Here is a 25760-nt window from a genome sequence, read left to right on the forward strand (position 1 = left end):
GTCAAGCAGAGAACGGACATGCGAATCAAACTGATCAACCCCAATACCACCCAGCGGATGACCGAGGCGATGGGGCGCTGCGCCGCGAGCGTCGCGGCGAGCGGCACCGAGGTCGTGGCGGTGAGCCCGACGATGGGGCCGCCATCGATCGAAGGCTACTACGACGAGGCGCTCGCCACGCCGGGCCTGCTGGCCGAAATCAGCGCGGGCGAACGCGAGGGCTTCGACGGCTACGTGATTGCGTGCTTCGGCGACCCGGGGCTGTACGCGGCGCGCGAAACGGCGCGCGGGCCGGTGATCGGCATCGCCGAGGCGGCGATGCACGCGGCGAGCGTGCTGGCGCCGGGTTTCTCGGTCGTGACGACGCTTGCCCGCACCTGCGGGATGGCGTGGCATCTTGCCGAGCGCTATGGGATGGAGCGGTTTTGCCGCAACGTCCGCGCCACCGACGTGGCCGTGCTCGATCTCGACCGCCCCGGCTCGTCCGCGCGTCGGATCATCACCGACGAGTGCCGCCGCGCGCTCGACGAGGACGGCTCGGACGCGATCGTGCTCGGCTGCGCCGGCATGGCGGAGTTGTGCGCGGAAATCGAGGATGCGATCGGCGCGCCGGTCGTGGAGGGCGTGACGGCGGCGGTCAAATGGGTCGAGGCGCTCGTCGCGCTGAAGCTCTTCACGGCGAAGCGCGGCGACTACGCCCGGCCGCTGCCGAAGCGCTACGACGGCGCGTTCGAGCGCTTCAGCCCGGCGCCCGCGATCACGCGCCCGAAGGCAGTCGCGCATCGGGCCGCGCCGGTGGCGAAACCTGGGGAAAACCCGGCCTCAGGCCCAGCCGACAAGGCCGTTGCTGCGCCGCACATACACTCAGTCTGACCCGCACTATCCGTCCGGGTGTATGGGCGCACCCGGACCTTTTCGCTACACTGCCTCAATCCTGGTGCACCTCGAAAATGCCTGGATTTCCGCACATTTTCGAGGTGCACAAGCCCAGTTACACGGCCCTGGATTCCTGCGCGTCTCCCGTCCCGTGCGTATATCTGCAGTAAGTCTGCACTCAGCCCGCACTAAGGTTTTTCGAACCATGCCACTCGATCCCAACTATCCCCGCGACCTGATCGGCTACGGCCGCTATCCGGTGCAGGCCAATTGGCCCGGCCGCGCGCGCGTGGCCGTCCAATTCGTGCTCAATTACGAAGAGGGCGGCGAAAACTGCGTGCTGCACGGCGATCCGGGGTCCGAGCAATTCCTCTCCGAGATCGTCGGCGCGGCGTCTTATCCGGCGCGGCACATGAGCATGGAATCGATCTATGAGTACGGTTCGCGTGCGGGCGTCTGGCGCATTCTGCGCGAGTTCGAAAAGCGCAAGCTGCCGCTGACGGTATTCGGCGTCGGCATGGCGATGGAGCGTCATCCGGAACTCTCCCGCGCGTTCGTCGAACTGGGCCACGAGATCGCGTGCCACGGGCACCGCTGGATTCACTACCAGGACATGTCGCCGGAGCGTGAGGCGGAACTGATGCGCGTCGGCATGGAAACGATCGAGCGCGTGACCGGCGTGCGGCCGCTCGGCTGGTACACCGGGCGCGACAGCCCCAACACGCATCGCCTCGTCGCGGAATACGGCGGCTTCCTCTACGACTCCGATTACTACGGCGACGATCTGCCGTTCTGGATGGACGTCGAAGTGACGGGCGGCGAGAACAAGCCGCAACTGATCGTGCCGTACACGCTCGACACCAACGACATGCGCTTCGCCTCGCCGCAAGGCTTCAACACGGCGGACCACTTTTTCACGTACCTGCGCGACGCGTTCGACGTGCTCTACGAAGAGGGCGACGAAGCGCCGAAGATGCTGTCGATCGGCATGCACTGCCGGCTGCTCGGCCGTCCCGGCCGCTTCCGCGCGCTGCAGCGCTTCCTCGATCACATCGAAAAGCACGACCGCGTGTGGGTCACGCGGCGTGTCGATATCGCCAAGCACTGGCGCGAACATCATCCCTATCAATCCCAGACGAACGGCGGGGCAGCCGCATGAAAGCGATGCGATACACCTTGGAACAACTGAACACGATGTCGACCGACGCCTTTACGGCGGCGCTCTCGGGCATCTTCGAGCACTCGCCGTGGGTGGCGGTCGAAGCGGCGGGCAAGCGCCCGTACGCGAGTGTCGACACGCTGCACAAGACCATGTCGGGCATCGTCGAAGCGGCGGGTGAGGACAAGCAGCTCGCGCTCATCAACGCTCACCCGGAATTGGCGGGCAAGGCTGCGGTACGTGGCGAATTGACTGAGGAGTCGACGCGCGAGCAAAGCGGCGCCGGTCTCGCGCAATGCACGCAGGAAGAGTTCGACAAGCTGCAGAACCTGAACCGCGCGTATCGCGAGAAGTTCGGCTTTCCGTTCATTCTCGCGGTGCGCGGCTATGACCGTCACGGGATCATCGCCAACTTCGAATCGCGCGTGAACAACAGCCGCGCCGACGAAATGCGTGCGAGCCTGGACCAGATTTACCGCATCGCGCGTTTCCGGCTCGACGATCTGGCCGGCGCTTGACGACGCTTATTGACGTTTAACGACAGACGCTTAACGACGCTTGGATCGCCGCGCGGACTCGCGCGGCATTCACCGCGCCGGCTTCGCAGGACCCGCTCCACGCGGGTGTTTTCTCAAAGATAAACAGACTGGAAGGACGACAACAATGGCTCTCCCGACTCTCGACCCCAACGCTCCCGATTTCACGCGCCGCTATGTGAACCTGGCGGACCCGCGTCTCGGGGCACAGGCGCTCGAAGCAAGTGACGATTTCTTCGCGCCGAAAGACCGCATGCTGAACCCGGAGCCGGCTGTGTTCATCCCCGGCAAGTACGACGACCACGGCAAGTGGATGGACGGCTGGGAAACGCGCCGCAAGCGTACGACCGGCTACGACTGGTGCGTCGTGAAGCTCGCGCGTCCGGGCGTCATCAAGGGTCTCGACCTCGACACGAGCCACTTCACCGGCAACTTCCCGCCGGCCGCTTCGGTCGAGGCGGCGCGCGTCGTGGACGGCGCACCGAACGCGTCGACGCAATGGGTCGAGATCGTTCCGTCGACGACGCTCCAAGGCAATAGCCACCACTACGTGGACGTGACCGACACGGGCGCCTACACGCACCTGCGCGTGAACATCTACCCGGACGGCGGCATCGCGCGTCTGCGCGTCTACGGCCAGCCGCAAGTCGATTGGGCCGGCGCGAGCCGCAGCGAGCAGTTCGATCTGGCCGCGATGGAAAACGGCGCCTACGTGGTCGCCGCGAACAACCAGCACTTCGGCGTGGCGTCGAACATCCTGATGCCGGGCCGCGGCGTGAACATGGGCGACGGCTGGGAAACGCGACGCCGCCGCGAGCCGGGCAACGACTGGGCGATCATCGCGCTCGCGCAGCCGGGCATCATCAAGAAGATCGAAGTCGACACCGCGCACTTCAAGGGCAACTATCCGGACCGCTGCTCGGTCCAGGCGGCCTACGTGCAAGGTGGCACCGACAGCTCGCTCATCACGCAGGCGATGTTCTGGCCGGTTCTGCTTGGCGAACAGAAGCTGCAGATGGACAAGCAGCACTACTTCGAAAGCGAAGTCGCGGCGCTCGGCCCGGTTACGCACGTGCGACTGAACATCATCCCGGACGGCGGCGTATCGCGCCTGCGTCTGTGGGGCACGTTGGACTGAGGTGGACATGAAATCGCTCGCAATCGAACCGCTCACGCGCGAGGCGTTTGCGCCCTTCGGCGACGTCGTCGAACTGGAAGGCGCGAAGCAGATTCCGATCAATCTCGGCACGACGATCCGCTATCACGATCTCGCGAAAGTGGATGTCAACGACGAAGGTGGCCGCACGCTCGTGAACCTGTTTCGCGGGCAGCCGCGCACGCTGCCGTTCGAAATCAAGATGCTCGAGCGCCATCCGCTCGGCAGCCAAGCCTTCGTGCCGCTCAACGACAAGCCGTATCTCGTCGTCGTCGCGCCTGCGGGCGATCTCGATCCGGCCAAGATCCGCGCGTTTGTGACGAGCGGCTGGCAGGGCGTGAACTACGCGAAGGGTGTCTGGCACCATCCGCTGATTGCGCTTGGCGACGTGAGCGATTTCATCGTCGTCGATCGTGGTGGCGATGGGCTCAACCTGAACGAGCAGGATTTGGCCGAGTCGCTGTGGCTGACTGAAGATGCGTTGAGTGCGGTGACGGCTTGAGGCTCGTTAGCGGGCTGATGGCCCGCGTGTGAAGGATGAAGAGGCAGACGGCTTGCCTTCTTCTATAGCAGTGCGATCGACGCCCACGGTATGCCGTGGGCGTTTTTCATTGCTTCGCCGGTTCCTTATCGTCCTGGCTTGTCCCCGCATCGAGCGGATGCGCAGTGCGCGGCGCTCGCCTCGCCCTCAAGGTTGCGCATTGGCAGGCGCCAATTCGTGCTCGACGGCATAAAGCGCCACCTGAACCCGGCTAGTCAGCTGCAGTTTGCGCAGAATGTTGCGGACGTGAATCTTGACGGTGCTCTCGGCGACGTCGAGCTCACGTGCAATCTCCTTGTTGCTTGCGCCGCGAGCGAGGCCGCGCATGATGTCGCGCTCGCGAGGCGTGAGCGTATCGGCCGCGTTTTCCGGTGGCGTGGGAGGCGAGGCAGCGGGGCGGCGCATTTGCGCGACGAGCTTCGCCGTCATGTCGTCGGCGATGACCGCCTGCCCGCTCGCGGCCTTGCGAATCGCATCGGCAAGCGTCTCGGCTTCGATGCTCTTCAGCAGATAGCCGTGCGCGCCCTCCTGAAGCGCCATGGTCAGTTCGTCGATGTCCTCGGACACGGTCAGCATCACGACTGCGGATTCGGGCACGTCCTGCCTCAGCAACTGCAAGGTTTGGCGTCCGGAAAGCCCCGGCATGTTGAGGTCGAGCAGGATGACATCCGGGCGATGCTGCTTGGCGCGCTTGACGCCTTCGAGTCCATCCGCGGCTTCGTCGACGACACTGAAGTCCGCCTGCCGCTGCAGCAAGGCGCGCACGCCGGAGCGAAACAGCGTGTGGTCGTCGATCAGAAGAATGCGAATGGTCATGCTACCGCCTGCAAACGATGAATGAATGGGTTGAAGAAAGTCGCGAATCTAAGCGGCGTGACGCCGGCTCGCGGGTAACAACAGTTCGACGCGCGCCCCGCGCCCAGGCGTGCTGTCGAGACGCAGCGTCGCGTTCAGACGGCTCGCGCGTTCGCGCATGATGTGGAAGCCCACATGCGTCTCGCCGCGCGCCGCGATTTCGGACGGGTCGTAGCCTTGCCCGTCGTCCTCGACGACAAGCAGAAAATCGCGCGCGTTGACGATCTTCACGTCCACGTGTTGCGCCTCCGCATGCTTGCGCACGTTCGACAAGGTCTCTTGCAGAATGAACAGAACCTGTAATTGCAGATCGGGCGCAAGCGGCGGGCCGCCGCCTTCGTCGTAGTCGAGCTTCACCGCGAGGCCGGATTGGCGCTCGAAACGCGCCAGCGTATCCAGCACGGCAGGTTTCAATTCGCCGTTGGCGAGGCGGCTGCGGAAATTGAGCAGCAACTCGCGCACATCGTCGTAGCTTTCATCGAGGCCGCCGCGCAGAAGCGGAACGATTTCCCGTGTCTCGTCCAGATCCCCGCTGGTCACAGCGGCGTCGAGCAGATGAAGCTGCATTTTGAGGAAATTGAGCCCTTGGGCAATGCTGTCGTGCAAGCCCTGGGCAACGAGGTTGCGTTCCTCGGCGACCGCCAGCTGGCGCGCCACCGCGACGAGCCTGCGGTACTGCAAGGCGATGCCGAGGTGCTGCCCGAGCGTTTCGAGAAGTTGGCGCTCCGACGCGGGGATTGGTCGCTCGCGCCGGAAATGCAGCGAGAACGAGCCCAGTTGGTTCTCTTGGTACGCGATGCCGAACGCAGCGACGCTGACAAACCCCTCGTCGCGGCAATTCCGTGTGAGCCGAGCCGGTCGCGGTGGGGGAGTCCGGCGCATATCGTGAACGATCGCGACGCCGTTGTCGGCGGCTTCGCCGCACGTGCACGTACCCGCGGGCAGGCAATGTTCCACTTCGGCGAGTGCGTTCGAGAAGCCTTCCGAGGCGATCAGGTGCAGCCGTTTGTCGTCGGCCGAAACAATGCGCACCGAGCCCGCGTCCGCGTTGAACTGGTGCATCAGGCGTGTCAGGAACCCGCGGCACATCGCGTCGGCTTCGTGTGGGAGGCTGAGGAACGCAGTCATCTCATAAAGGGTCGTGAGTTCCCGGTTTTGGGCTTCGAGCTCGATGGTTTTGGCGTCGACGCGTGCTTCGAGGTCCTGATAGAAGGCCTGCAGGTCTTCGGCCATGCGATTGAAGCCATAGGCGAGATGGCCGAATTCATCGCGTGTGTCGACTGGCAGACGGACGCCGAATTGCCGCGCTTCGATCGACGAGAGCCCCGCCTGCAGGCGCTGCACCGGCATGATGAACCATAGGTACAGCAGGTAGACGATCGCGACGGTGCCGATGCACGACAACGCGGCCAGCGTGATCTGCGACATCCGCAACAGCGCGGTTTTCTGCGCGTTGTCGTGCTCGATCAGGCTGACGAGGGAATTGGCTTCGTCGATGAAGCCGCGGACCTCGGCGAGATAGCGTGACTCGGCGGTACGCTGGCTCAGGTCGGCGGCAATGGCCGGTTTGAGCTGCTGCTCCCATGAACGCACGACGCGTTCGAACTGCTCCTGAATGCGGCGGCTGCCCGGCAGGAGCAGAGGGCGCGCCGGGTCGCCGCGACGGAGGTGGACGAGCGTCGCGTCGACCTGCGCGATCTGCTCGCTCAGCTTGAATGCGTGTCCTGCGGCGGCATCGTCGAGCGCGAGCGCGATGATGCCTGCCCGCATGCGCAGACTGCCCGCGTCGTTGATGGCGGCTGCCGCGCCTTCGAGCTTCCACGAGAGCCAGAGCGTGCCGCCGATCATCGTCAAAACGAGCGCCAGTACGCATGTGGAAAGCGTGATGACGCGCGTCGAGAGCCGCTGTCGGAACGGAGGCGAAAAAGGCACATCGACGGGCGCAGGAGGGGACACGATCGGCTCACGCTCAGTTATCTGGCATATCGGTCCCCATTATGAGATGCCATATGCGTATGCGTAGAAGGTGGCCCCCAATTAACTTGATGTGAATCAAGGATTGGCGGCCTTGCTCAGGGGAGGCGCCGAGCGCCTTATCGGCTGCGCACGAGCTGCCACGCACGCGCCAGATAGGTCACCGATGCGAATCCGCTCCAGATATGCACGAGCCGCGTGAACGGGAAGATCACGAAGAGCGTCATGCCCATGAACAGGTGCAACCGGAACACGAGCGGCGCCTCGCTGACGTAGCTCGCCGCATCACCCCGGAACGTGACGACATGCTGGGCCCAGGTCATGAGCTGCACCATCATGTGACCGTCCATATGCCCGGCGGACGACGCGATCGTCGACAAGCCGAGCAGCAGCGTCAGAAAAATCCACAGCAGGAGCACCTTGTCGCCGACGCTGGTCATCGCGCGCAAGCGTGGGCTCGACAGCCTCCGGTGCAGCAGGATCAGGAGACCCGCAAGGCAGAGCGTGCCTATGACGCCGCCCGCGATCATCGCGACCGCTTGCTTGAAGCTGTGCTCGACGCCGAGCCAGTCCCACACCGCGACGGGCGTCAGGAGCCCGGCCAGATGCCCGAAAAAGAGCCCGAGGATGCCGATATGGAACAGGATGTTGCCAAGCCGCAGGTTGCCGCGTTCGACGAGCTGGGTGCTGTCGGTTTTCCACGTGTACTGCTCGCGCTCGAAGCGCGCGAGGCTGCCGAACAGAAAGATGGCGGCCGCGATATACGGATAGATGCCGAAGAAGAATTGATTGAGCGTGTTCATCGCGATTCCTTTTCGAGACGCGTGCGGTTTGCGTTGTTCGCACGCGGATAGAAGTGCAGGGTTTGCGCGGTGTTGGCGTTCAGGCCGGTTTTCAAGAGCGGTTCGATGCCGTCTGCACCAGGGCCGAAATGTTCGAGCGCTTCGTCCATGCTGCGGATCGGCGCGACGGGAGCGGGGCGCGGTTCGACGCGGCTCGCCGCGCGCAGCACGGCGAACACTGAGGCATACGGGCTTTCGTTGCGCTCCAGCCGCTCGCCGATGGCCGCAAGAATGTGGATCGCGTCGTCGAGCAGCGCGAGCGCGGCGGCTTCGTCGAGCGCACCGAGCACTTCGAGAAAGAGCGGCACGTAGTCGGGCAACTCGTTCGTCGCCATGTCGAAGCCGTGACGGCGGTACTCGTCGAGCAGGTCGACCATCGCCTGCCCGCGATCGCGGCTCTCGCCGTGGACGTGCTCGAACAGATGCAGCGAATGCGCGGGATTGCGGTCGAAGGTCGCGACGTAGTTCTGCTGCAATTCGATGAGCCGCTCGTCGCGCAACAGGGCGATGAGCGGCGCAAGCGTGCGCTTCGCATCGGGATAACCTTCAAGCGCCGCGTCGATTTCCGGCAGCGCGTCCACAAGCGGCGCTTCCGGGTAGGTGAGCAGCGCGGAGAGGATGGAATAGATCTGCATGGTGAATGCGTCCTGTATCGAGTGTTCAGCGGTCCGATCCATCGCCGCCCGCGACGGCCTTGCGCGATTTCGGCAAGTCCGCGTAGACGACGTCTGCGCGTTCCTTCTTGCCGAACAGCGACCCTGGCGATGTGCCGCCCGAGCAGCCGTTGCCGAACGTGAAGCCGCAGCTTCCTTTCTCGTCGAAGCTGTCTTCCGCCATCTCCTTATGCGATGACGGCACGACGAAGCGGTCCTCGTAATTGGCGATCGCCATGATCTGGTACATGTCCTCGACTTGCGCGGGCGTGAGGCCGGCGGCATGCAAAGGTGCTTCGTCCGCCTTGCCGTGAACGGTTTGCGCGCGCTTGTAGGCGCGCATCGTCAGCATGCGGCGCAGGGCGGAGCGCACCGGCGCCTCGTCGCCCGCCGTCAGCAGGTTCGCCAGATAGCGCAGCGGAATGCGCAGGCTATCGACGTCGGGAATGACGCCGTCCATGCCGATGTGCCCGGCGTCCGCGGCGGACTGGATCGGCGAGAGCGGCGGGATGTACCAGACCATCGGCAGAGTTCGGTACTCGGGATGCAGCGGGAACGCCACTTTCCATTCGCAGGCCATCTTGTAGACGGGCGAAGCGATGGCCGCATCGATCCAGCTTTGCGGGATCCCTTGGCTCAGCGCTTCCGCGCGGACCTTGGGGTCGTGCGGATCGAGAAAGAGATCGAGTTGGGCGCGGTAGAGGTCTGTCGTCTGCTCGGCCGATGCTGCGGCTTCGATCTTGTCGGCGTCGTACAGCATCACGCCGAGATAGCGGATGCGCCCGACGCACGTTTCCGAGCAGACCGTCGGCTGTCCAGCCTCGATGCGCGGATAGCAGAAGATGCACTTCTCGGCCTTGCCGCTCTTCCAGTTGAAGTAGATCTTCTTGTACGGGCACCCCGACATGCACATGCGCCAGCCGCGGCACTTGTCCTGATCGACGAGCACGACGCCGTCTTCCTCGCGCTTGTAGATCGAGCCGGACGGGCACGACGCGACGCACGTCGGGTTCAGGCAGTGCTCGCACAAGCGTGGCAAATACATCATGAAGGTGTTCTCGAACGTCGAGTACATCTCTTTCTGCACGTTCTCGAACAGCATGTCGCGGCTGCGCGAGCTGAATTCGCCGCCGAGGTCGTCTTCCCAATTCGGACCCCATTCGATTTTCGGCATCTTCTTGCCGGTCAGGAGCGATACCGGGCGTGCGGTCGGCGGTGTTTCGGAGAGCGGCGCCTTTTGCAGATGCTCGTAGTCGAATGTGAACGGCTCGTAGTATTCGTCGATGCCGGGCAGGTTCGGGTTGGCGAACAGGTTCGCGAGAATCTTGAGCTTCGGGCCTTGGCGCGGGGCGATCTTGCCGTCGGGGTTGCGTACCCAGCCGCCGTTCCATTTGTCCTGGTTCTCCCATTCCTTCGGATAGCCGATGCCGGGCTTGGTCTCGACGTTGTTGAACCATGCGTACTCGACGCCGTCGCGCGAGGTCCAGACGTTCTTGCAGGTGACCGAGCAGGTATGGCAGCCGATGCACTTGTCGAGATTCAAGACCATCGCGATTTGCGCGCGGATTTTCATGATTTCACCTCTTCGTTGAGCGGGCCTTCGAGCCACTCGACTTTTTTCATCTTGCGCACGATCACGAACTCGTCGCGATTGCTGCCGATGGTCCCGTAGTAGTTGAACCCGTACGCCTGCTGCGCGTAGCCGCCGATCATGTGCGTGGGCTTGAGCACGGCGCGCGTCACCGAGTTGTGAATGCCGCCGCGCATGCCGCTCGTTTCCGCGCCGGGCACGTTTACGATCTTTTCCTGCGCGTGATACATGAGGCACATGCCGCGCGGCACGCGCTGGCTCACGACCACGCGCGCCGTCAGCGTGCCGTTCACGTTGAACACTTCGACCCAGTCGTTGTCGACGAGGCCCGCTTCCTTCGCTTCGGCCTCGGACACCCACACGTGCGGGCCGCCGCGCGAGAGCGTGAGCATGCGCAGGTTGTCGCTATAGGTCGAGTGGATGCCCCATTTCTGATGCGGCGTGATCCAGTTCAGCACGAGCTCGCGCTCGCCGTTCGGCTTGAAGCCCTTCATCGGCTCGATCGTCTTCGTATCGATGGCCGGCTTGTAGCTGCACGAGCCTTCGCCGAAATCGAGCATCCAGCGATGGTCTTGATAGAACTGCTGGCGGCCGGTCAGCGTGCGCCAGGGGATCAGCTCGTGGACGTTGGTATAGCCCGCGTTGTAGCTCACTTCTTCGGATTCGAGGCCGGACCAGGTCGGCGCGGAGATGATCTTGCGCGGCTGTGCCTGCACGTCGCGGAAACGGATCTTCTCGTGCTCGCGGCCTTCGGCCAGGTGGGTGTGCTCGCGGCCCGTGATCTTCGAGAGCGCTTCCCATGCCTTCACGGCGACGTGACCGTTGGTCTCGGGCGCGAAGGTAAGGATCATCTCGGCGGCGTCGATCGCGGTGTTCAAACGCGGGCGGCCTTCGCTCACGCCGGGTTCGGTCACCGTGTGAGACAAGCAACCGAGTTCCGCAACTTCATGCTCGGTGTTCCAGTTGATGCCCTTGCCGCCGTTGCCGAGCTTGTCGAGCAGCGGCCCCACCGAGGTGAATTTCTTATAGACGTCGGCGTAGTTACGCTCGACAAGCGTCATCGCGGGCGCGGTCTTGCCCGGGATCAGCTCGCATTCGCCATGCTTCCAGTCCTTCGGCTCGAACGGCTGGCCAAGTTCGCCCGGCGTGTCGTGCATGAGCGGCGTGCAGACAAGGTCGGTACGCGTGCCGAGATAGGGGCCCGCGATCTCGGAGAATTTCTTCGCAATCGCTTTGTAGATTTCCCAATCGCTCTTGCTTTCCCACAGCGGCTGCACCGCTTCCGACAACGGATGGATGAACGGGTGCATGTCGGACGTGTTCAAGTCGTCCTTTTCGTACCACGTCGCGGTGGGCAGCACGACGTCGCCGTAGAGACACGTCGTGCTCATCCGGAAGTCGAGCACCGTCAAGAGATCGAGCTTGCCTTCGGCCGCGTCGCGCAGCTTCACTTCGGACGGCTTGATCGCATCGCCTTCGTCGCTGAAGAGCGCGTTCTGCGTGCCGAGCAGGTACTTGAGGAAGTACTCGTGGCCTTTGCCCGAGCTCCCAAGGATGTTCGAGCGCCAGACGAACATGTTGCGCGGGAAGTTCGCCGGGTTGTCGGGATCGTCGCAGGCGAAGTTCAGCGCACCGGACTTCAACTGATCGACGACGTAGTCGACAGGCGCCTTGCCCGCGCGCTTGGCCGCATCGACGACGTCGAGCGGGTTCGCGCCGAGCTGCGGCGCGGACGGCAGCCAGCCCATGCGTTCGGATTTCGCGTTGAGATCGAGCATCGACAAGCCTTCGTAGCGCGACTTGTCGGCGGTCGGCGCGAGGATCTCGTCGACGCCGATCTTCTCGTGACGCCATTGGCTCGTGTGGTTGTAGAAGAACGATGTGCCGTTCATCTGGCGCGGCGGACGCGACCAGTCGAGCGCGAAGGCCAGCGGCGCCCAACCGAATTGCGGACGCAGCTTTTCCTGGCCGACGTAGTGCGCCCAGCCGCCGCCGCTCTGACCGACGCAGCCGCACATCATCAACAGATTGATGATGCCGCGGTAAATCATGTCGTTGTGGTACCAGTGATTCAGCGCCGCGCCGACGATCACCATGCTCTTGCCGTGCGTGCGGTCCGCGTTGTCGGCGAACTCGCGCGCGACCTGGATCACGAGCTTGCGCGGCACGCTCGTGTGCTTTTCCTGCCAGGCGGGCGTGCAGGGCACGTCGTCGTCGAACGAGGCGGCGACGTTCGGGCCGCCGAGGCCCTGATCGACGCCGTAGTTCGCCATCTGCAAGTCGTAGACCGTCGCGACGAGCGCACGCGTGCCGTCGGCGAGCGTGATGCGCTTGGCCGGCACGCGCCGCGCAAGCAGCGCGTCGTGTTCGCCGCCGAAGTAGGCGAAGCCGACGTCGACGACTTCGTCATGCGCTTCGATGAGCGACAACCGGGGATCGATCGTGCGGCCGCTGCCTCCGTCCTTCATTTCGAGGTTCCAGCGCCCGGTTTGCTTGCCGTCGCCGTGATTCGCCTCGCCCCAGCGATAGCCGATCGTGCCGTTGGGCGTGACGAGCTCGTTCGTCGCGGCGTCGATCGCGAGCGTTTTCCACTGCGCGTTGTTTTCATCGCAGAACGGCGCGCCAAGCTGCGATGCGCGCAGGAACTGGTCGGGCACGCGCACGCCGTCCTGCTCGCGAAGCAATACGAGCATCGGCATGTCGGTGTACTGCTTCACGTAGTCTCGAAAGTAGGCCGATTTGCCGTTCGCGTGAAACTCCTTGAGCACGACATGGCCCATCGCCATCGCGAGCGCTGCGTCGGTGCCTTGCTTCGGCGCGAGCCAGATGTCGCCGAATTTGACCATCTCGCCGAAGTCCGACGACACCGCCACCGTCTTCGTGCCCTTGTAGCGGACCTCGGTGTAGAAATGCGCGTCGGGCGTGCGCGTTTGCGGGACGTTCGAACCCCACACCATCAGGTAGGTGGAGTTGTACCAGTCGGCGGATTCGGGCACGTCGGTCTGCTCGCCCCAAATTTGCGGCGAGGCGGGAGGCAAGTCGCAGTACCAGTCGTAGAACGACAAGCAGGCGCCGCCGATCAGGCTCAGGTAGCGCGCGCCCGCGGCATACGACACCATCGACATCGCCGGAATCGGCGAGAAGCCGATCACGCGGTCCGGGCCGTAGCGCTTGATCGTGTAGGCGTTGGCCGCGGCGACGATCTCGGTAGCGGTATCCCAGTCGGCGCGCACGAAGCCGCCGAGGCCGCGCACGCTCTTGTAGCGCTGCGCCTTTTCCGGGTCCTGGCTGATCGATGCCCACGCGGCCACCGGATCGAGCGTCTTGCGCGCCTCGCGCCACATCTCCATCAGCCGGCCCCGAATCATCGGATACTTCACGCGCTGCGCAGAGTAGACGTACCAGCTATACGACGCGCCTCGCGGGCAGCCGCGCGGCTCGTGGTTGGGCAGATCCGGACGCGTGCGCGGATAGTCGGTCTGCTGGGTCTCCCAGGTGATCAGGCCGTTCTTGACGTAGACCTTCCACGAGCACGAGCCCGTGCAGTTCACGCCGTGCGTCGAGCGCACGACCTTGTCGTGCTGCCAGCGGTTGCGGTAAGCGTCTTCCCATTTGCGGTCTTCGTTGACGACCGCGCCATGTCCGTTCGAGTAAGTCGACTTGATGCGGGACATGAATTTCAGCCGGTCGAGGAAATGACTCATTGATTTTCTCCAGGCAAGCGTTGCGCGATCAGCAGGGCATAGGCGCGTTGCGGCGCGCGTAGAAGAACCACGTGATCGCGACGCACGTGACGTAGAACACGATGAAGCAGACGAGCGCGCCGACGGGCGAACCCGTGAGGTCGAGCGAGGTGCCGAAGCTCTTCGGAATGAAGAAGCCGCCGTAGGCGCCGAGCGCGGCGGAGAAGCCGAGCACGGCGGCCGATTCCTTGCCTGCCTCGTGCTGCGCGTGCTTGCGGGCTGCTTCGTCCTTGCCGGCGGCTTCACGCTGCTTGAGTGTCGCGAAGATCACGGGAATCATCCGGAACGTCGAGCCGTTGCCGATGCCGGTCAGTGCGAAGAGCGCGATGAACATCGCGAGGAAGCCGGCAAAACTACCGCCCGTGCCGTTCGCGGGCAGGCACAGGATCACGCCGATCACGGCTGCGATCATCGCGATGAAGGTCCACAGCGTGACGCGGGCGCCGCCGAGCTTGTCGGAGATCCAGCCGCCGATCGGACGCATCAGCGCGCCGGCCAGGGGCCCGAGGAACGCGTAGGCGGTCGGATTGATCGAGGGGAACTGCGATTGCGTCAGAAGGGCGAGGCCCGCGGAAAAACCGATGAACGAGCCGAACGTGCCGACATAGAGCCAACACATGAGCCAGTTGTCCTTGCGCTTGAAAATGACGGCCTGCTCGGCGAACGACGCCTTTGCGTCGGCGATGTCGTTCATGCCGAACCAGGCGGCAATTGCCGACAGCGCAATGAACGGCACCCAGATGAAACCCGCGTTCTGCAACCAGAGGCTCTTGGTCACGCCGTCGGCGACGTAGGTCTGCGCGTCGCCCGCAAACGAGAACGCGCCGAATACCGCCGACGAAATCACGAGCGGCGTGACGAACTGCACGACCGACACGCCGAGGTTGCCGATGCCGGCGTTCAGGCCGGTGGCGAGCCCCTTCTGCGCCTTCGGAAAGAAGAAGCTGATGTTCGCCATCGACGAGCTGAAGTTGGCCCCGCCGAAACCGCACAGGAGCGCGAGCACGAGCAGCGTCGGATAGCCCGTGGACGGATCGCGCAGCGCGAAGCCCATGCCGATCGCGGGCACCAGCAGCGTTGCCGTGGAGATCGCTGTGAAGCGGCGTCCGCCGAAGATCGGCACGAGGAACGAATAGAAGATACGCAGCGTTGCGCCCGACAGCGCAGGCAGCGCGGTGAGCCAGAAGAGCTGGTTCTTGGTGAGATGGAAGCCGGCTTTGCCGAGGCTCACGACAACCACGCTCCACAGCGACCAGACCGCGAACGCGAGCATCAGCGCGGGGATCGAGATCCATAGATTGCGATTGGCGATCGACTGACCGCGCGATTGCCAGAAAGACTTGCTTTCGGGTTCCCAGGTAGTGAGGACGTATTTGGACATGAGGGTTCTCTGAGAGTGGCGCCGCGCGCGAATCCGGCACGCGCGGCGCGCATGAATTCAGTTCGCGGGTTCCTTCAGAGCGAGCTTGCCGGGCTTGCTTTGCGCGTGAGCGGCCGCCTCGGCGCGAAACGAGAAGTGCATCCAGACGAGCGCGATCGCGGTCGCGCCGAACATCAGCATGAAACAGGTGGTGCGCACGCCGGTCGCGTCGACGAGCAGGCCGAACAGGATCGGCAGCGCGAAGCCCGCGAGGCCGCCAGCCAGCCCGACCATGCCGGAGGCCGCGCCGATGTTGCCGGCGAACTCGTCGGAGACGAACTTGAACACCGACGCCTTGCCGATCGCCATCGCAATGCCGACGACGAACATCAGCACCGTGAACAGCACCGGTCCGATGGCGATATGAAGCGAGAGCGGACCGTGGGCCGCTTGCACGACGAAGTCGGTGTCGGGATAGCTGAGCAGGAAGAACGCGGCGAGCGAGACCCACATCACGGCCCAGGTGATTTGATACGCGCCGAAGCGGTCGGAAAGCCAGCCGCCGAGCGCGCGCAACACGCCGCCGGGCAGCGAGAAGCAGGCCGCGAGGAACGCCGCGGACTCCAGCGAGAAGTGGTACTGGTTCACGTAGTACTGCGGGAGCCACAGCGAGAGGCCGACGTAGCCGCCGAATACAACGGAGTAGTACTGCGAATAGCGCCAGACGGCCGGCTTCTTGAGCACGGCAAGCTGCGCGGCGAAGCTCGCGGAGCCTTGGCTCGCGTGCGAGGGATCGGTTGCGGTGCACAGCCAGAAGACGATCGCCGTGACGAGCATCGCGACGGCGTAGACGTGCGGCACGATGGTCCAGGTGCCGGCCGCGACGATCAGCACGGGTGCGACGAACTTGTTGATCGCGGCGCCCGAGTTGCCCGCGCCGAAGATGCCCATCGCGAAGCCCTGGCGCGCCTTCGGGAACCAGCGCGCGACATAGGGCGTGCCGACCGAGAACGACGCGCCCGCGATCCCGACGAAGAGGCCGAGCACGAGAAACTGCCAGAGCTGCGTGGCGTACGAGATGAGCCAGATCGGCACGATTGTGACGATCATCGTCAGGAAGAACACGATGCGGCCGCCGTAGCGGTCGGTCCAGATGCCGAGCGGCACGCGGGCGAGCGAGCCGGTCAGCACGGGCATGGCGGCGACGAGGCCGAACTCGGTGTCGGTCAAGCCGAGCTGGCGCTTGAGCGGAATGCCGAGGATCGCGAACGTCATCCAGATCGCGAAGCAGATCGTGAAGGCGAACGTGCTGGCGCCGAGCACGCGCCAGGCACGCGCGGTGGCGGTTGGGGGCGCGGTTGCCGGGCTGCTGATCGAGCCGCTGGGGGGCGTGGGAGGCGCGGTGGTCATGGCGCTTAACCTTGTTATCGGATAGGCACCAAGAGTAAAAAGCGCGATGCGAACTGACTATTCGCCGAACGGGAGGGGGTGACGAGGTGTCGCTCGTCTATTGGGAGTAGTTCGAACGGAGTAGTCCCGGCGGCATGAGTGCTCACCGAGCGGTGCGTATCAAACGAAAAGGCCCGCTACGAGAGCGGGCCTTGCATACCAGACATCAGCAACAACGGAGGGAGTTCAGCCCCCTCCGCACAACACATCGCGCTTACTTCGCGCCTTCCTGGAACCACGCGGCGATCTTCATGCGCTCGTCGTCGGTCATGTGCGTGACGTTGCCGAGCGGCATCGCCTTCAGCGTCACAGCCTGCTGATAGATGCGCTGCGCGTTCTTCGAGATCTCGTCAGGCGTATCGAGCAGCACGCCGGCGGGTGCGGCGCCCATCAGCGTCGGGTGTGCCGAGTGGCAGGCCACGCAGCGCTGCTGCAGCACGGGCTGGATATCGGCGACCTTGACGGTCGGCGCGTTCGCAGCTTGCGCTTCGGGCGTGATCGGGCGCGGCATCATCCACACGAGCGCGGCAGCCATCAGCGCGACGCCGCCCGCCGGCAGGTACCAGAGCACCTGGCCGCGGTGACGCATCACGAAGAACTGACGGATCATCGCGCCCGCAGCCATGATGATCGCGAGGATCGCCCAGTTGAACGGATGCGTGTACGTCATCGCGTAGTGGTTCGACAGCATCGCGAACACCACCGGCAGCGTGAAGTAGGTGTTGTGCACCGAGCGCTGCTTGCCGCGCTTGCCGTAGATCGGGTTCGGCTCTTCGCCCTTGAGCATCTTGTCGACCATCTTGCGCTGGCCGGGGATGATCACGAAGAACACGTTCGCCGACATGATCGTCGCCATCATCGCGCCGGTGATCAGGTAAGCCGCGCGGCCCGCGAAGATGTGGCACGCGAGCCAGATGGCGATCAGGACATACGTGGCGACGCAGACGCCGAGGATCTTGTCCTTGCCGACCAGCAGGCGGCACAGCGAGTCGTAGACGATCCAGCCGCCCATCAGGAAGCCGAGCGCCGAGAAGATCGCGACGACCGGGCCCATGTCGAGCACGTTCTTGTCGATGAGGTAGGTTTCCGGCGACAACAGATACAGCACGGTGAAGAGCCCGAAGCCCGACATCCACGTCGTGTACGAGGGCCACTTCGACCAGTGCAGGTCTTCCGGCATCTCGGGCGGCGCGACCGTGTACTTTTGCATGTTGTAGAAGCCGCCGCCGTGGACGTGCCACAGCTCGCCGAACACGCCGCGCTTGCGCAGGTTCGGGTCGGTCGGCGGTTTGAGACTGTTGTCGAGCGCGACGAAGTAGAACGATTCGCCGATCCACGCGATTGCGGCGACGACGTGCAGCCAGCGAAGGACCAGATTCAGTCCGTCAGTGATAAAGCCTTCCATTTAATGCCTCCAAACTCCTGATTTGTTATCTGCGCTCAATTGGAAAAAGGGGAGATGAGCGCCGTAAACAGCTGGTCTGTGTCAGCTGCCGCGATACGTGCTGTACGCCCACGGAGAAACCAGGAGCGGCACGTGATAGTGGGCGTTGGCATCGGCGATGCCGAAGCGCAGCGCGACGCGGTCGACGAAGCGCGGCTCGGGCACTTTCACGCCGATAGCGGCGAAGTAGTCGCCGGCGTGGAATACGAGTTCGTATTCGCCGGGGACGAGCGCGGCGCCTTCGAGCAGGGGCGCGTCGCAGCGACCGTCGTCGTTGGTGGTGGTGGTTTTGAGCGCGCGGCGCGCGTCGCCGTCAAGCGCAAAGAGTTCGACCTTGATGCCCGCGCCAGGGCGGCCATGCGAGGTGTCGAGCACGTGGGTAGTCAGCTTGCCCATTCGCAATTTTCCTTGTGATGAATGCGAGGTTTCGGCGGCGTCTCGATCCAATGACGATGTGCGGCGGATCGAGGCTCCACATCAGCTGTGGCTACATACCCGTCGGCGAATTGAAGCGAGCGCCGTGGGGGCAATTGTAGGAATTTGCAGCCGCCTGTGCGTGACCGATAAGAAAGATAATAGGCCGCGCATGACAGGGTGTCGAAAGCCTTGGCGGGCAAGGCGCCCGGGGGTGCCGGAGACATGGTAAACCCGCCCGTTTTCGATCCGTTCCTGATCCTATTCACGCCAAAATTCGATGAATATATTGAGGATGTGAGGGCGGGTATCGCACCGGCGCGCATTGTCATCGGTATTTTGGCTTCAGATCGTAGCGACATGCGCAGCAGCAGCACGGCTGCGCATCCCGAAGACGGCGCAGCACGCTGGGTAACCGGGCCAGTGCGTTCGAACGACACGAACGCGAGGGCACGGCAGGCGTGCTCTCGCTAATCGCGTTCGGACGGCTTTGCTTACCGCCTAGACAGGCACCTTTGAAGCGGAGACACGAATGACGATGGAGCAGCAAACCGGCGCGACGGCCGTTCACAACGGCGGCATTTCCGGAAAGAGTCGCGGCAAGACGATGCTCGTCAAGCACGCCGACGTGCTCGTGACGATGGACGGCGCGCGTCGCGAATTGCGCGACGCGGGCCTTTATATCGAGGACAACCGGATCGTCGCGGTCGGCCCCACGGCCGAGCTGCCGCAGACGGCCGACGAAGTGCTGGACTTGCGCGGGCATCTGGTGATTCCCGGGCTCGTCAACACGCACCACCACATGTACCAAAGCCTGACGCGCGCGATTCCCGCCGCGCAGGACGCCGAGCTGTTCGGCTGGCTGACCAACCTGTACCGGGTCTGGGCGAACCTGACGCCCGAGATGATCGAAGTCTCGACGCTCACCGCGATGGCCGAGCTATTGCTCTCGGGCTGCACGACCTCGAGCGATCATCTGTACATCTACCCGAACGGCAGCCGGCTCGACGACAGCATCGCGGCGGCGCAACGCATCGGCATGCGCTTTCACGCAAGCCGCGGCAGCATGAGCGTCGGACAGAAGGATGGCGGGCTGCCACCCGATTCCGTCGTCGAGCGCGAGGCCGACATTCTGAAGGACACGCAGCGCCTGATCGAGACGTACCACGACGAAGGGCGCTACGCGATGCTGCGCGTCGTGGTGGCGCCGTGCTCGCCGTTTTCGGTAAGCCGCGATCTGATGCGCGAGGCGGCGGTGCTCGCGCGCCAGTACGGCGTGTCGCTGCACACGCACCTGGCCGAGAACGTCAACGATATCGCCTACAGCCGCGAGAAGTTCGGCATGACGCCCGCCGAATATGCCGAGGATCTGGGCTGGGTCGGGCACGACGTCTGGCACGCGCACTGTGTGCAGCTCGACGAGCCCGGCATCGCGCTCTTCGCGCGCACCGGCACGGGCGTCGCGCATTGTCCGTGCTCGAACATGCGGCTCGCGTCCGGCATCGCGCCGATCCGCAAGATGCGCCTGGCGGGCGTGCCGGTGGGGCTGGGCGTCGACGGCTCGGCATCGAACGACGGCGCGCAGATGGTCGCCGAAGTGCGGCAGGCGCTGCTGTTGCAGCGGGTCGGCTTCGGTCCCGATGCGATGACGGCGCGCGAGGCGCTCGAAATCGCGACGCTCGGCGGCGCCAAGGTGCTCAATCGCGATGACATCGGCGCGCTCGCGCCCGGCATGGCGGCCGATTTCGTCGCGTTCGACCTGCGCCAGCCGCTCTTTGCGGGTGCGTTGCACGATCCGGTCGCGGCACTCGTGTTCTGTGCGCCGTCGCAGGTGGCGTATAGCGTGATCGGCGGGAAGGTGGTGGTGCGGGAAGGGCAGCTCGCGACGGTCGATCTGGGGCCGGTCATCGAGCGGCACAACCGCTTGGCGAAGGACTTGTTCGAAGCGGCGCGCTGAGAGCGAGTTGAAGACGCGTTGAGAGCGATTCGACGCCGGCGGCCCATGTGAGCCGCCGGCGTCGAACGCGAGCGGCTGGCCGCGGCTCGCGTCAGGGGCGATCGATCAGCGTCTTGGTCGCATCGGCGACGAGGCTGCGCAGCCAGCGCACTTCGTCGGAGTAGTGGCAGCGCTCGTGCCACAACTGGTAGTACTGCATCGGCGGAAAATCGAGCGGCGCCGGGACAACCGTCAACGGAAGGAACTTCGCGTAATGGTCGGCAAAGAGGCGGGTGGTCGTGAAGATCAGATCGGATTTGACGAGCACGTACGGCGCCAAATTGAAGTACGGCAGCGTCACGACCACATGGCGCTTGAGCCGCTCGCGCGCGAGGTGGACGTCGATCGCGCCACGCTGGCCGACCGAGTAGGGCGTCGGCGCGAGATGCGGGGCGTTCAGGTATTGGTCGAGCGTGAGGCTGCCGCGCTTCGCGAACGGATGCGTGTTGCTCATGAGGCACACGATCTGGTCGACGAACAGGTTCGACAAGTGCAGCTGCTCGGGCGGCTCGGGCCAGTTGCCGACGACAATGTCGAGCTTGCCGTCCTCGAGCGCGAGTTCGTAATCGAACGCCGGCCCGAGCGAATGAAATTCGAGCGTCGCGTTCGGCGCGGCTTGGCGGAAACGTTCGACGACCGTCGGCACGAACAGCACGTTCAGGTAGTCGGGGCAGCCGATCCGATAGCAGCGGATCGACGTGGCCGGATCGAAGTTGTGTTGCTGGAACTTGATGCGCTCGATTTCGCGCAGCGCGTTCTGCACGGGCTCGAGCAGACGCAGGCCGTATTCGGTCGGCACCATGCCGGATTTGCCGCGCACGAGCAGCGGGTCGCCGGTGATGTCGCGCAGGCGCCGCAGCGCCGCGCTGATTGCGGGTTGCGACTGATTGAGCTTGACGGCCGCGCGCGTCACGCTGCGTTCCATCAATAGGGTGTGCAAGACGCGCAGTAAATAAGTGTCGATCGCCTCGCGTTGCTGACTCATGATTTCTCCGGTTTATATATTTGGGCTGATCGAACAGGGGCGGGGGTATATCGTTTTTAATATGTTTATAAAGATGCGTCAAGGGAGGGATACCCGCAGAGCACGGCCGGGCGCGGCTCGGCGCGTTTTCCTCTGAGAATTTTGATGGCTCGACGGTATGGCCCGATTTGGGTATCGTCACCCGGCAATTGCGCCTGATGGCCACGCATGGCGGGGCGCGGCGGGATATTCGAGTCGATATTGGCTATTTCTTACTGTCTCATTTCATTTTCGATTCAAAGGCATTTCGCTTTGACTTGGATTCGTTGAATTACTCGAGTTGGTTTTAAGGCTAAACGACTGAATCACATGGGCGACTCTTCCACTCTCGACGGCCATACGGCGGCGCCAAGCGCGAATTCCGCCGTGCCGCGCCTCGCGCTCGCGGGCATCAGCAAGCAATACCCGGCCGTGCGCGCCAACGACAAAGTGAACCTCGTCGTCGCGCCTGGGGAAATCCACGCGGTGCTCGGCGAGAACGGCGCGGGCAAGAGCACGCTGATGAAGATCATCTATGGCGCGGTGCGGCCCGATGAGGGCGAGATCCGCTGGGAAGGGCAGGTCGTCGACATCGCGAATCCGGCCGCCGCGCGCAAGCTCGGCATCGGCATGGTGTTCCAGCACTTCTCGCTGTTCGAGACGCTGACCGTCGGCGAGAACATCGCGCTCGCGCTCGACGAGAAGTTCGACATGAAGGCGCTCGGCAAGCGCATCAAGGAAGTGTCGGCCGAGTACGGGCTCGATATCGATCCGCAGCGCCACGTGCACAGCCTGACGGTCGGCGAGCGGCAGCGCGTCGAGATCGTGCGCTGCCTGCTGCAGAACCCGCGCCTTTTGATCATGGACGAGCCCACTTCAGTGCTCACGCCGCAAGCGGTGCGGAAGCTCTTCGAGACGCTCCGGCGGCTCGCGGCGGAAGGCTGCAGCATCCTCTACATCAGCCACAAGCTCGACGAGATTCAAGAGCTTTGCGATACGGCTACGGTGATGCGCGGCGGACGCGTGACCGGCAACGTGAAGCCGCGCAACGAGACGCATGCGTCGCTCGCGCAGCTGATGGTCGGGCACTCGCTGCCCGACTACACACGCCGTCCGCATCAGCCGGGCGACGTGCTGTTGAGCGTGAAGCAGCTGTCGGTCGCAAGCGACGATCCGTTCGGTACGTCGCTCGATAACGTTTCGTTCGATGTCCACGCGGGCGAGATCTTCGGCATCGCGGGTGTGTCGGGCAACGGGCAGGCGGAATTGCTCGCGGCGCTGTCGGGCGAAAAACACGGCGGGGCGAACGCCGATGCCGTGACGATCTGCGGCAAGCCCGCAGGCAAGCTCGGCGCGGGCGGCCGGCGCAAGCTCGGCTTCGCGTTCGTGCCGGAAGAGCGCCTGGGGCGCGGCGCGGTGCCCGCGATGTCGCTGGCCGAGAACGCGTTGCTCACGGGACACCGCCAGCAGATGGTGCGCTCCGGCTGGATCAGCGCGAAGGCGATGCGCGGCTTTGCCGAGCGCTGCATTCAGGCGTTCGACGTGCGCTGCGGCGGGCCCGATGCGCTCGCGCAGTCGCTGTCAGGCGGCAACCTGCAGAAGTTCATCGTCGGGCGCGAGATGCTGCAGGCACCGAAGGTGCTCGTCGTCGCGCAGCCGACCTGGGGCGTCGACGTAGGCGCGTCGGCGTTCATTCGGCAGCAGCTGCTCGACTTGTCGGCGCGTGGCGTCGCGGTGCTTGTGATCTCCGAAGAACTCGACGAACTGTTCGACATCTGCGACCGGATCGCCGTGCTCGCGCGCGGCCGCCTGTCGCCGTCGCGCAAGACCGGCGAGACGAATGCCGAGGAAATCGGCCTGTGGATGGCGGGCCTGTTCGACGGCAAGGGCGGGGCCGTGCCGCCGCCTGCGGAAGAACCGGCGCATGCGTAGCGCTTGTCGCTACACATCACGCAGATGCACGGCGGCGAATGCCAAGGCGGTAAACGCCAACGCGCCTCGACACAGATAACGACACGCTACCTAGACCGAACCATGCACTTCCCCTATCAACTCGAAGCGCGCACCACGCCGTCCCGCAAGATGCAGCTCGCGGTGCCGCTGATCGCCGCGCTTTTGACGCTCGCGATCGGCTTTCTGATCTTCGGCCTCGTCGGCAAGGATCCAGTCGCTGCGATGCGCGCGTTCTTCATCGATCCGCTGTCGAACGTGAACGGCTGGTCCGAGCTGCTGCTCAAGGCGTCGCCGCTGTGCCTGATCGGCCTGGGTCTGGCGATCGGCTACCGCGCGAACGTCTGGAACATCGGCGCCGAAGGACAGATGCTGCTCGGCGGCATCGCGGCGAGCGGCGTCGCGATCTACTTCGATCAAGCGACCGGCTGGTGGATTCTCGCGCTGATGATGCTGGCGGGCATCGTCGGCGGCATGGTGTGGGCCGCGATTCCCGCGTTCCTGAAAAGCCGCTTCAACACGAGCGAAATCCTGACGAGCCTGATGCTCACCTACGTCGCGACGCAGCTCCTGATCTACCTCGTGAGCGGCCCGTGGCGCGATCCGCAAGGGATGAACTTCCCGCTCTCCGAAATGTTTTCCGGGGACGCGCTCTACCCGACGTTCGGCGGCGACTGGCATTGGCACTTCCTGCGCGGCACGCGTCTGAACGCGTCGATCTTCCTCACGATGATCGCGATCCCGCTGGTGTGGATCTTCATTCGCAAGAGCTTCGCCGGGTACCGGATGAACGTGGGCGGTCTCGCGCCGCTCGCCGCGCGCTACGCGGGCTTCTCGGACAAGAAGACGATCTGGACGTCGCTCCTCATCAGCGGCGGCTTCGCGGGTCTCGCGGGCATGGGCGAGATCGCGGGGCCCATCGGCCAGTTGCAGGCGACGTGGTCGCCGGGCTACGGCTTCACAGCGATCATCGTCGTGTTTGTCGGGCGGCTGCATCCGGTCGGCATCGTGCTCGCGAGCCTCTTGATGGCGCTCCTGTATCTCGGCGGCGAATCGGTGCAGACCTCGCTGCAATTGCCGCAAGCATTGAGCGGCGTGTTCCAGGGTCTCTTGCTGTTTTGCCTGCTCGGCGCGGACTTGTTCGTCAACTATCGCGTGCGGCGCAGAACGACTGCTGCAGCCCACTGACGCAACTCACGCGCAACGACCACCGTTCACCGCACCCGACACGACCAAGAAAGAACCCGATTCTCAATATGGACATTCAACAAGCCAGCACGCTCGCCTCGACCGCCGTCATCGCCGCAATTCCGCTGATGCTCGCCGGTGTCGGCGAACTCATCACCGAAAAATCCGGTGTGCTCAATTTGGGCGTCGAAGGGATGATGCTGATGGGCGCCGTCAGCGGCTATGCGGTTACCGCGATCACGGGCAGCCCGTGGCTCGGGGTCGTCGCGGCCATCGTGGCGGGCGTCGCGATGGCGCTCCTGTTCGCCTTCCTCACGCTCACGATGCTCGCCAATCAGGTCGCCACGGGCCTGTCGCTGACGATCTTCGGCATCGGCTTGTCGGCGTACGTCGGCAAGCCTTATACGTCGGCAGCGGTGCGCGCGACGATCGACGTCTGGCCGATTCCGGGTCTCTCGCACATTCCCGTGCTCGGGCCCGCGTTCTTCAGCCTGACGCCGCTCGGCTATCTCGCGTTCGCGATGTTCGGCGTGGTCGGCTGGTTTCTCTATCGCACGCGTGCCGGGCTCGTGTTGCGCAGCGTCGGCGAGTCGCCGCAGGTCGCGCATTCGGTCGGCTTTCCCGTGATCGGCGTGCGCTACGGCGCGGTGCTGTTCGGCGGCGGCATGGCGGGGCTCGCGGGCGGCTATTACTCGATCGTCTACCTGCATCTGTGGCAGGAGCAGTTGACGGCGGGCTACGGCTGGATCGCGCTCGCGCTCGTCGTGTTCTCGACGTGGCGGCCCGGGCGCCTCTTGATCGGCTCGCTCCTGTTCGGCGCGGTGATGGGCCTGCAGTTTTACGCGCAAGCGATCGGCGTGCCGGTGCCGACGCAGTTTCTCGCGATGCTGCCGTACCTCGCGACCGTCGTCGTGCTCGCCGTGATTTCGCGCAATCCGAACACGATCAAGCTGAATGCGCCGGCGTCGCTCGGCAAGCCGTTCTTTGCGACGAGCTGAGCTTGCTTGAGACATCGAGACGAGCTTCGCGT

General features: G+C 64.3%; 20 protein-coding genes. 9 read left to right on the top strand and 11 right to left on the bottom strand.

Features of this window, described 5'->3' with window-relative positions; genetic code table 11:
• Positions 1–18: 18 nt before the first annotated feature.
• The 5 genes from AAHK20_RS02845 to AAHK20_RS02865 all read left to right on the top strand — a co-directional run bounded on the left by AAHK20_RS02845 (position 19) and on the right by AAHK20_RS02865 (position 4229).
• A complete protein-coding gene (locus AAHK20_RS02845; protein WP_449179901.1) occupies positions 19–873 on the top strand; it encodes an aspartate/glutamate racemase family protein in 855 nt (284 codons plus the stop codon).
• A 208-nt stretch (positions 874–1081) separates the two neighbouring features.
• Complete coding sequence (gene puuE / locus AAHK20_RS02850) at positions 1082–2035, top strand: allantoinase PuuE (RefSeq protein ID WP_449179902.1); 954 nt, start codon at positions 1082–1084, stop codon at positions 2033–2035.
• Positions 2032–2553 (top strand): 2-oxo-4-hydroxy-4-carboxy-5-ureidoimidazoline decarboxylase, encoded by a 522-nt coding sequence (gene uraD / locus AAHK20_RS02855; protein ID WP_449179903.1) that lies wholly within the window; start codon positions 2032–2034, stop codon positions 2551–2553. The genes puuE and uraD overlap by 4 nt, the downstream gene beginning before the upstream one ends.
• A 145-nt stretch (positions 2554–2698) precedes the next feature.
• Complete coding sequence (gene alc / locus AAHK20_RS02860) at positions 2699–3709, top strand: allantoicase (protein WP_449179904.1); 1011 nt, start codon at positions 2699–2701, stop codon at positions 3707–3709.
• A gap of 7 nt (positions 3710–3716) precedes the next feature.
• Positions 3717–4229, top strand: a complete 513-nt coding sequence (locus AAHK20_RS02865) for an ureidoglycolate lyase (protein WP_449179905.1) — start codon at positions 3717–3719, stop codon at positions 4227–4229.
• Between the two features lie 186 nt (positions 4230–4415).
• Here AAHK20_RS02865 and AAHK20_RS02870 read toward each other — a convergent pair whose 3' ends face one another.
• The 10 genes from AAHK20_RS02870 to uraH form a co-directional block, all read right to left on the bottom strand.
• Positions 4416–5084 carry a response regulator gene (locus AAHK20_RS02870; RefSeq protein WP_449179906.1) on the bottom strand — a complete coding sequence of 223 codons (669 nt, stop codon included), beginning with the start codon at positions 5082–5084 and terminating at the stop codon, positions 4416–4418.
• Positions 5085–5132: 48 nt separating this feature from the next.
• Positions 5133–7079, bottom strand: a complete 1947-nt coding sequence (locus AAHK20_RS02875) for a type IV pili methyl-accepting chemotaxis transducer N-terminal domain-containing protein (RefSeq protein ID WP_449179907.1) — start codon at positions 7077–7079, stop codon at positions 5133–5135.
• 137 nt (positions 7080–7216) lie between these two features.
• Positions 7217–7900, bottom strand: a complete 684-nt coding sequence (narI, locus tag AAHK20_RS02880) for a respiratory nitrate reductase subunit gamma (RefSeq protein WP_449179908.1) — start codon at positions 7898–7900, stop codon at positions 7217–7219.
• A complete protein-coding gene (gene narJ, locus AAHK20_RS02885; RefSeq protein WP_449179909.1) occupies positions 7897–8574 on the bottom strand; it encodes a nitrate reductase molybdenum cofactor assembly chaperone in 678 nt (225 codons plus the stop codon). The genes narI and narJ overlap by 4 nt, the downstream gene beginning before the upstream one ends.
• A gap of 25 nt (positions 8575–8599) precedes the next feature.
• Positions 8600–10165: a nitrate reductase subunit beta gene (gene narH / locus AAHK20_RS02890; RefSeq protein WP_449179910.1), complete on the bottom strand. Its 1566-nt coding sequence runs from the start codon at positions 10163–10165 to the stop codon at positions 8600–8602.
• Positions 10162–13887: a nitrate reductase subunit alpha gene (locus AAHK20_RS02895; protein ID WP_449179911.1), complete on the bottom strand. Its 3726-nt coding sequence runs from the start codon at positions 13885–13887 to the stop codon at positions 10162–10164. Before AAHK20_RS02895 ends, narH begins: the two co-directional genes overlap by 4 nt.
• 28 nt (positions 13888–13915) lie before the next feature.
• Positions 13916–15307, bottom strand: a complete 1392-nt coding sequence (locus AAHK20_RS02900) for a NarK family nitrate/nitrite MFS transporter (protein WP_449179912.1) — start codon at positions 15305–15307, stop codon at positions 13916–13918.
• Positions 15308–15364: 57 nt separating this feature from the next.
• Positions 15365–16561 (bottom strand): MFS transporter, encoded by a 1197-nt coding sequence (locus AAHK20_RS02905; RefSeq protein WP_449180053.1) that lies wholly within the window; start codon positions 16559–16561, stop codon positions 15365–15367.
• A gap of 388 nt (positions 16562–16949) precedes the next feature.
• A complete protein-coding gene (locus AAHK20_RS02910; RefSeq protein WP_449179913.1) occupies positions 16950–18140 on the bottom strand; it encodes a urate hydroxylase PuuD in 1191 nt (396 codons plus the stop codon).
• 81 nt (positions 18141–18221) lie between these two features.
• Positions 18222–18575, bottom strand: coding sequence for a hydroxyisourate hydrolase (gene uraH / locus AAHK20_RS02915; RefSeq protein WP_449179914.1), 354 nt, complete (start codon positions 18573–18575; stop codon positions 18222–18224).
• A gap of 550 nt (positions 18576–19125) precedes the next feature.
• Here uraH and AAHK20_RS02920 point away from each other — a divergent pair.
• Positions 19126–20550 carry an 8-oxoguanine deaminase gene (locus AAHK20_RS02920; protein WP_449179915.1) on the top strand — a complete coding sequence of 475 codons (1425 nt, stop codon included), beginning with the start codon at positions 19126–19128 and terminating at the stop codon, positions 20548–20550.
• A 91-nt stretch (positions 20551–20641) separates the two neighbouring features.
• Here AAHK20_RS02920 and AAHK20_RS02925 read toward each other — a convergent pair whose 3' ends face one another.
• Positions 20642–21574, bottom strand: a complete 933-nt coding sequence (locus AAHK20_RS02925) for a LysR substrate-binding domain-containing protein (protein WP_137332571.1) — start codon at positions 21572–21574, stop codon at positions 20642–20644.
• Between the two features lie 348 nt (positions 21575–21922).
• Here AAHK20_RS02925 and AAHK20_RS02930 point away from each other — a divergent pair, with 348 nt between their 5' ends.
• The 3 genes from AAHK20_RS02930 to AAHK20_RS02940 all read left to right on the top strand — a co-directional run bounded on the left by AAHK20_RS02930 (position 21923) and on the right by AAHK20_RS02940 (position 25728).
• Complete coding sequence (locus AAHK20_RS02930) at positions 21923–23524, top strand: ABC transporter ATP-binding protein (protein WP_449179916.1); 1602 nt, start codon at positions 21923–21925, stop codon at positions 23522–23524.
• Positions 23525–23626: 102 nt separating this feature from the next.
• Positions 23627–24730, top strand: a complete 1104-nt coding sequence (locus tag AAHK20_RS02935; RefSeq protein ID WP_449179917.1) for an ABC transporter permease — start codon at positions 23627–23629, stop codon at positions 24728–24730.
• Between the two features lie 68 nt (positions 24731–24798).
• Positions 24799–25728, top strand: coding sequence for an ABC transporter permease (locus AAHK20_RS02940; RefSeq protein WP_449179918.1), 930 nt, complete (start codon positions 24799–24801; stop codon positions 25726–25728).
• Positions 25729–25760 lie beyond the last annotated feature (32 nt).

It is taken from the genome of Trinickia camelliae, assembly GCF_053525655.1.

Bases quoted from the DNA above. Each gene is read 5' to 3' on its own strand.
- AAHK20_RS02845 (WP_449179901.1), top strand. From the start codon at position 19: ATGCGAATCAAACTGATCAACCCCAATACCACCCAGCGGATGACCGAG.
- puuE (WP_449179902.1), top strand. From the start codon at position 1,082: ATGCCACTCGATCCCAACTATCCCCGCGACCTGATCGGCTACGGCCGC.
- uraD (WP_449179903.1), top strand. From the start codon at position 2,032: ATGAAAGCGATGCGATACACCTTGGAACAACTGAACACGATGTCGACC.
- alc (WP_449179904.1), top strand. From the start codon at position 2,699: ATGGCTCTCCCGACTCTCGACCCCAACGCTCCCGATTTCACGCGCCGC.
- AAHK20_RS02865 (WP_449179905.1), top strand. From the start codon at position 3,717: ATGAAATCGCTCGCAATCGAACCGCTCACGCGCGAGGCGTTTGCGCCC.
- AAHK20_RS02870 (WP_449179906.1), bottom strand. From the start codon at position 5,084: ATGACCATTCGCATTCTTCTGATCGACGACCACACGCTGTTTCGCTCC.
- narI (WP_449179908.1), bottom strand. From the start codon at position 7,900: ATGAACACGCTCAATCAATTCTTCTTCGGCATCTATCCGTATATCGCG.
- narJ (WP_449179909.1), bottom strand. From the start codon at position 8,574: ATGCAGATCTATTCCATCCTCTCCGCGCTGCTCACCTACCCGGAAGCG.
- narH (WP_449179910.1), bottom strand. From the start codon at position 10,165: ATGAAAATCCGCGCGCAAATCGCGATGGTCTTGAATCTCGACAAGTGC.
- AAHK20_RS02895 (WP_449179911.1), bottom strand. From the start codon at position 13,887: ATGAGTCATTTCCTCGACCGGCTGAAATTCATGTCCCGCATCAAGTCG.
- AAHK20_RS02900 (WP_449179912.1), bottom strand. From the start codon at position 15,307: ATGTCCAAATACGTCCTCACTACCTGGGAACCCGAAAGCAAGTCTTTC.
- AAHK20_RS02905 (WP_449180053.1), bottom strand. From the start codon at position 16,561: ATGACGTTCGCGATCCTCGGCATTCCGCTCAAGCGCCAGCTCGGCTTG.
- AAHK20_RS02910 (WP_449179913.1), bottom strand. From the start codon at position 18,140: ATGGAAGGCTTTATCACTGACGGACTGAATCTGGTCCTTCGCTGGCTG.
- uraH (WP_449179914.1), bottom strand. From the start codon at position 18,575: ATGGGCAAGCTGACTACCCACGTGCTCGACACCTCGCATGGCCGCCCT.
- AAHK20_RS02920 (WP_449179915.1), top strand. From the start codon at position 19,126: ATGACGATGGAGCAGCAAACCGGCGCGACGGCCGTTCACAACGGCGGC.
- AAHK20_RS02925 (WP_137332571.1), bottom strand. From the start codon at position 21,574: ATGAGTCAGCAACGCGAGGCGATCGACACTTATTTACTGCGCGTCTTG.
- AAHK20_RS02930 (WP_449179916.1), top strand. From the start codon at position 21,923: ATGGGCGACTCTTCCACTCTCGACGGCCATACGGCGGCGCCAAGCGCG.
- AAHK20_RS02935 (WP_449179917.1), top strand. From the start codon at position 23,627: ATGCACTTCCCCTATCAACTCGAAGCGCGCACCACGCCGTCCCGCAAG.
- AAHK20_RS02940 (WP_449179918.1), top strand. From the start codon at position 24,799: ATGGACATTCAACAAGCCAGCACGCTCGCCTCGACCGCCGTCATCGCC.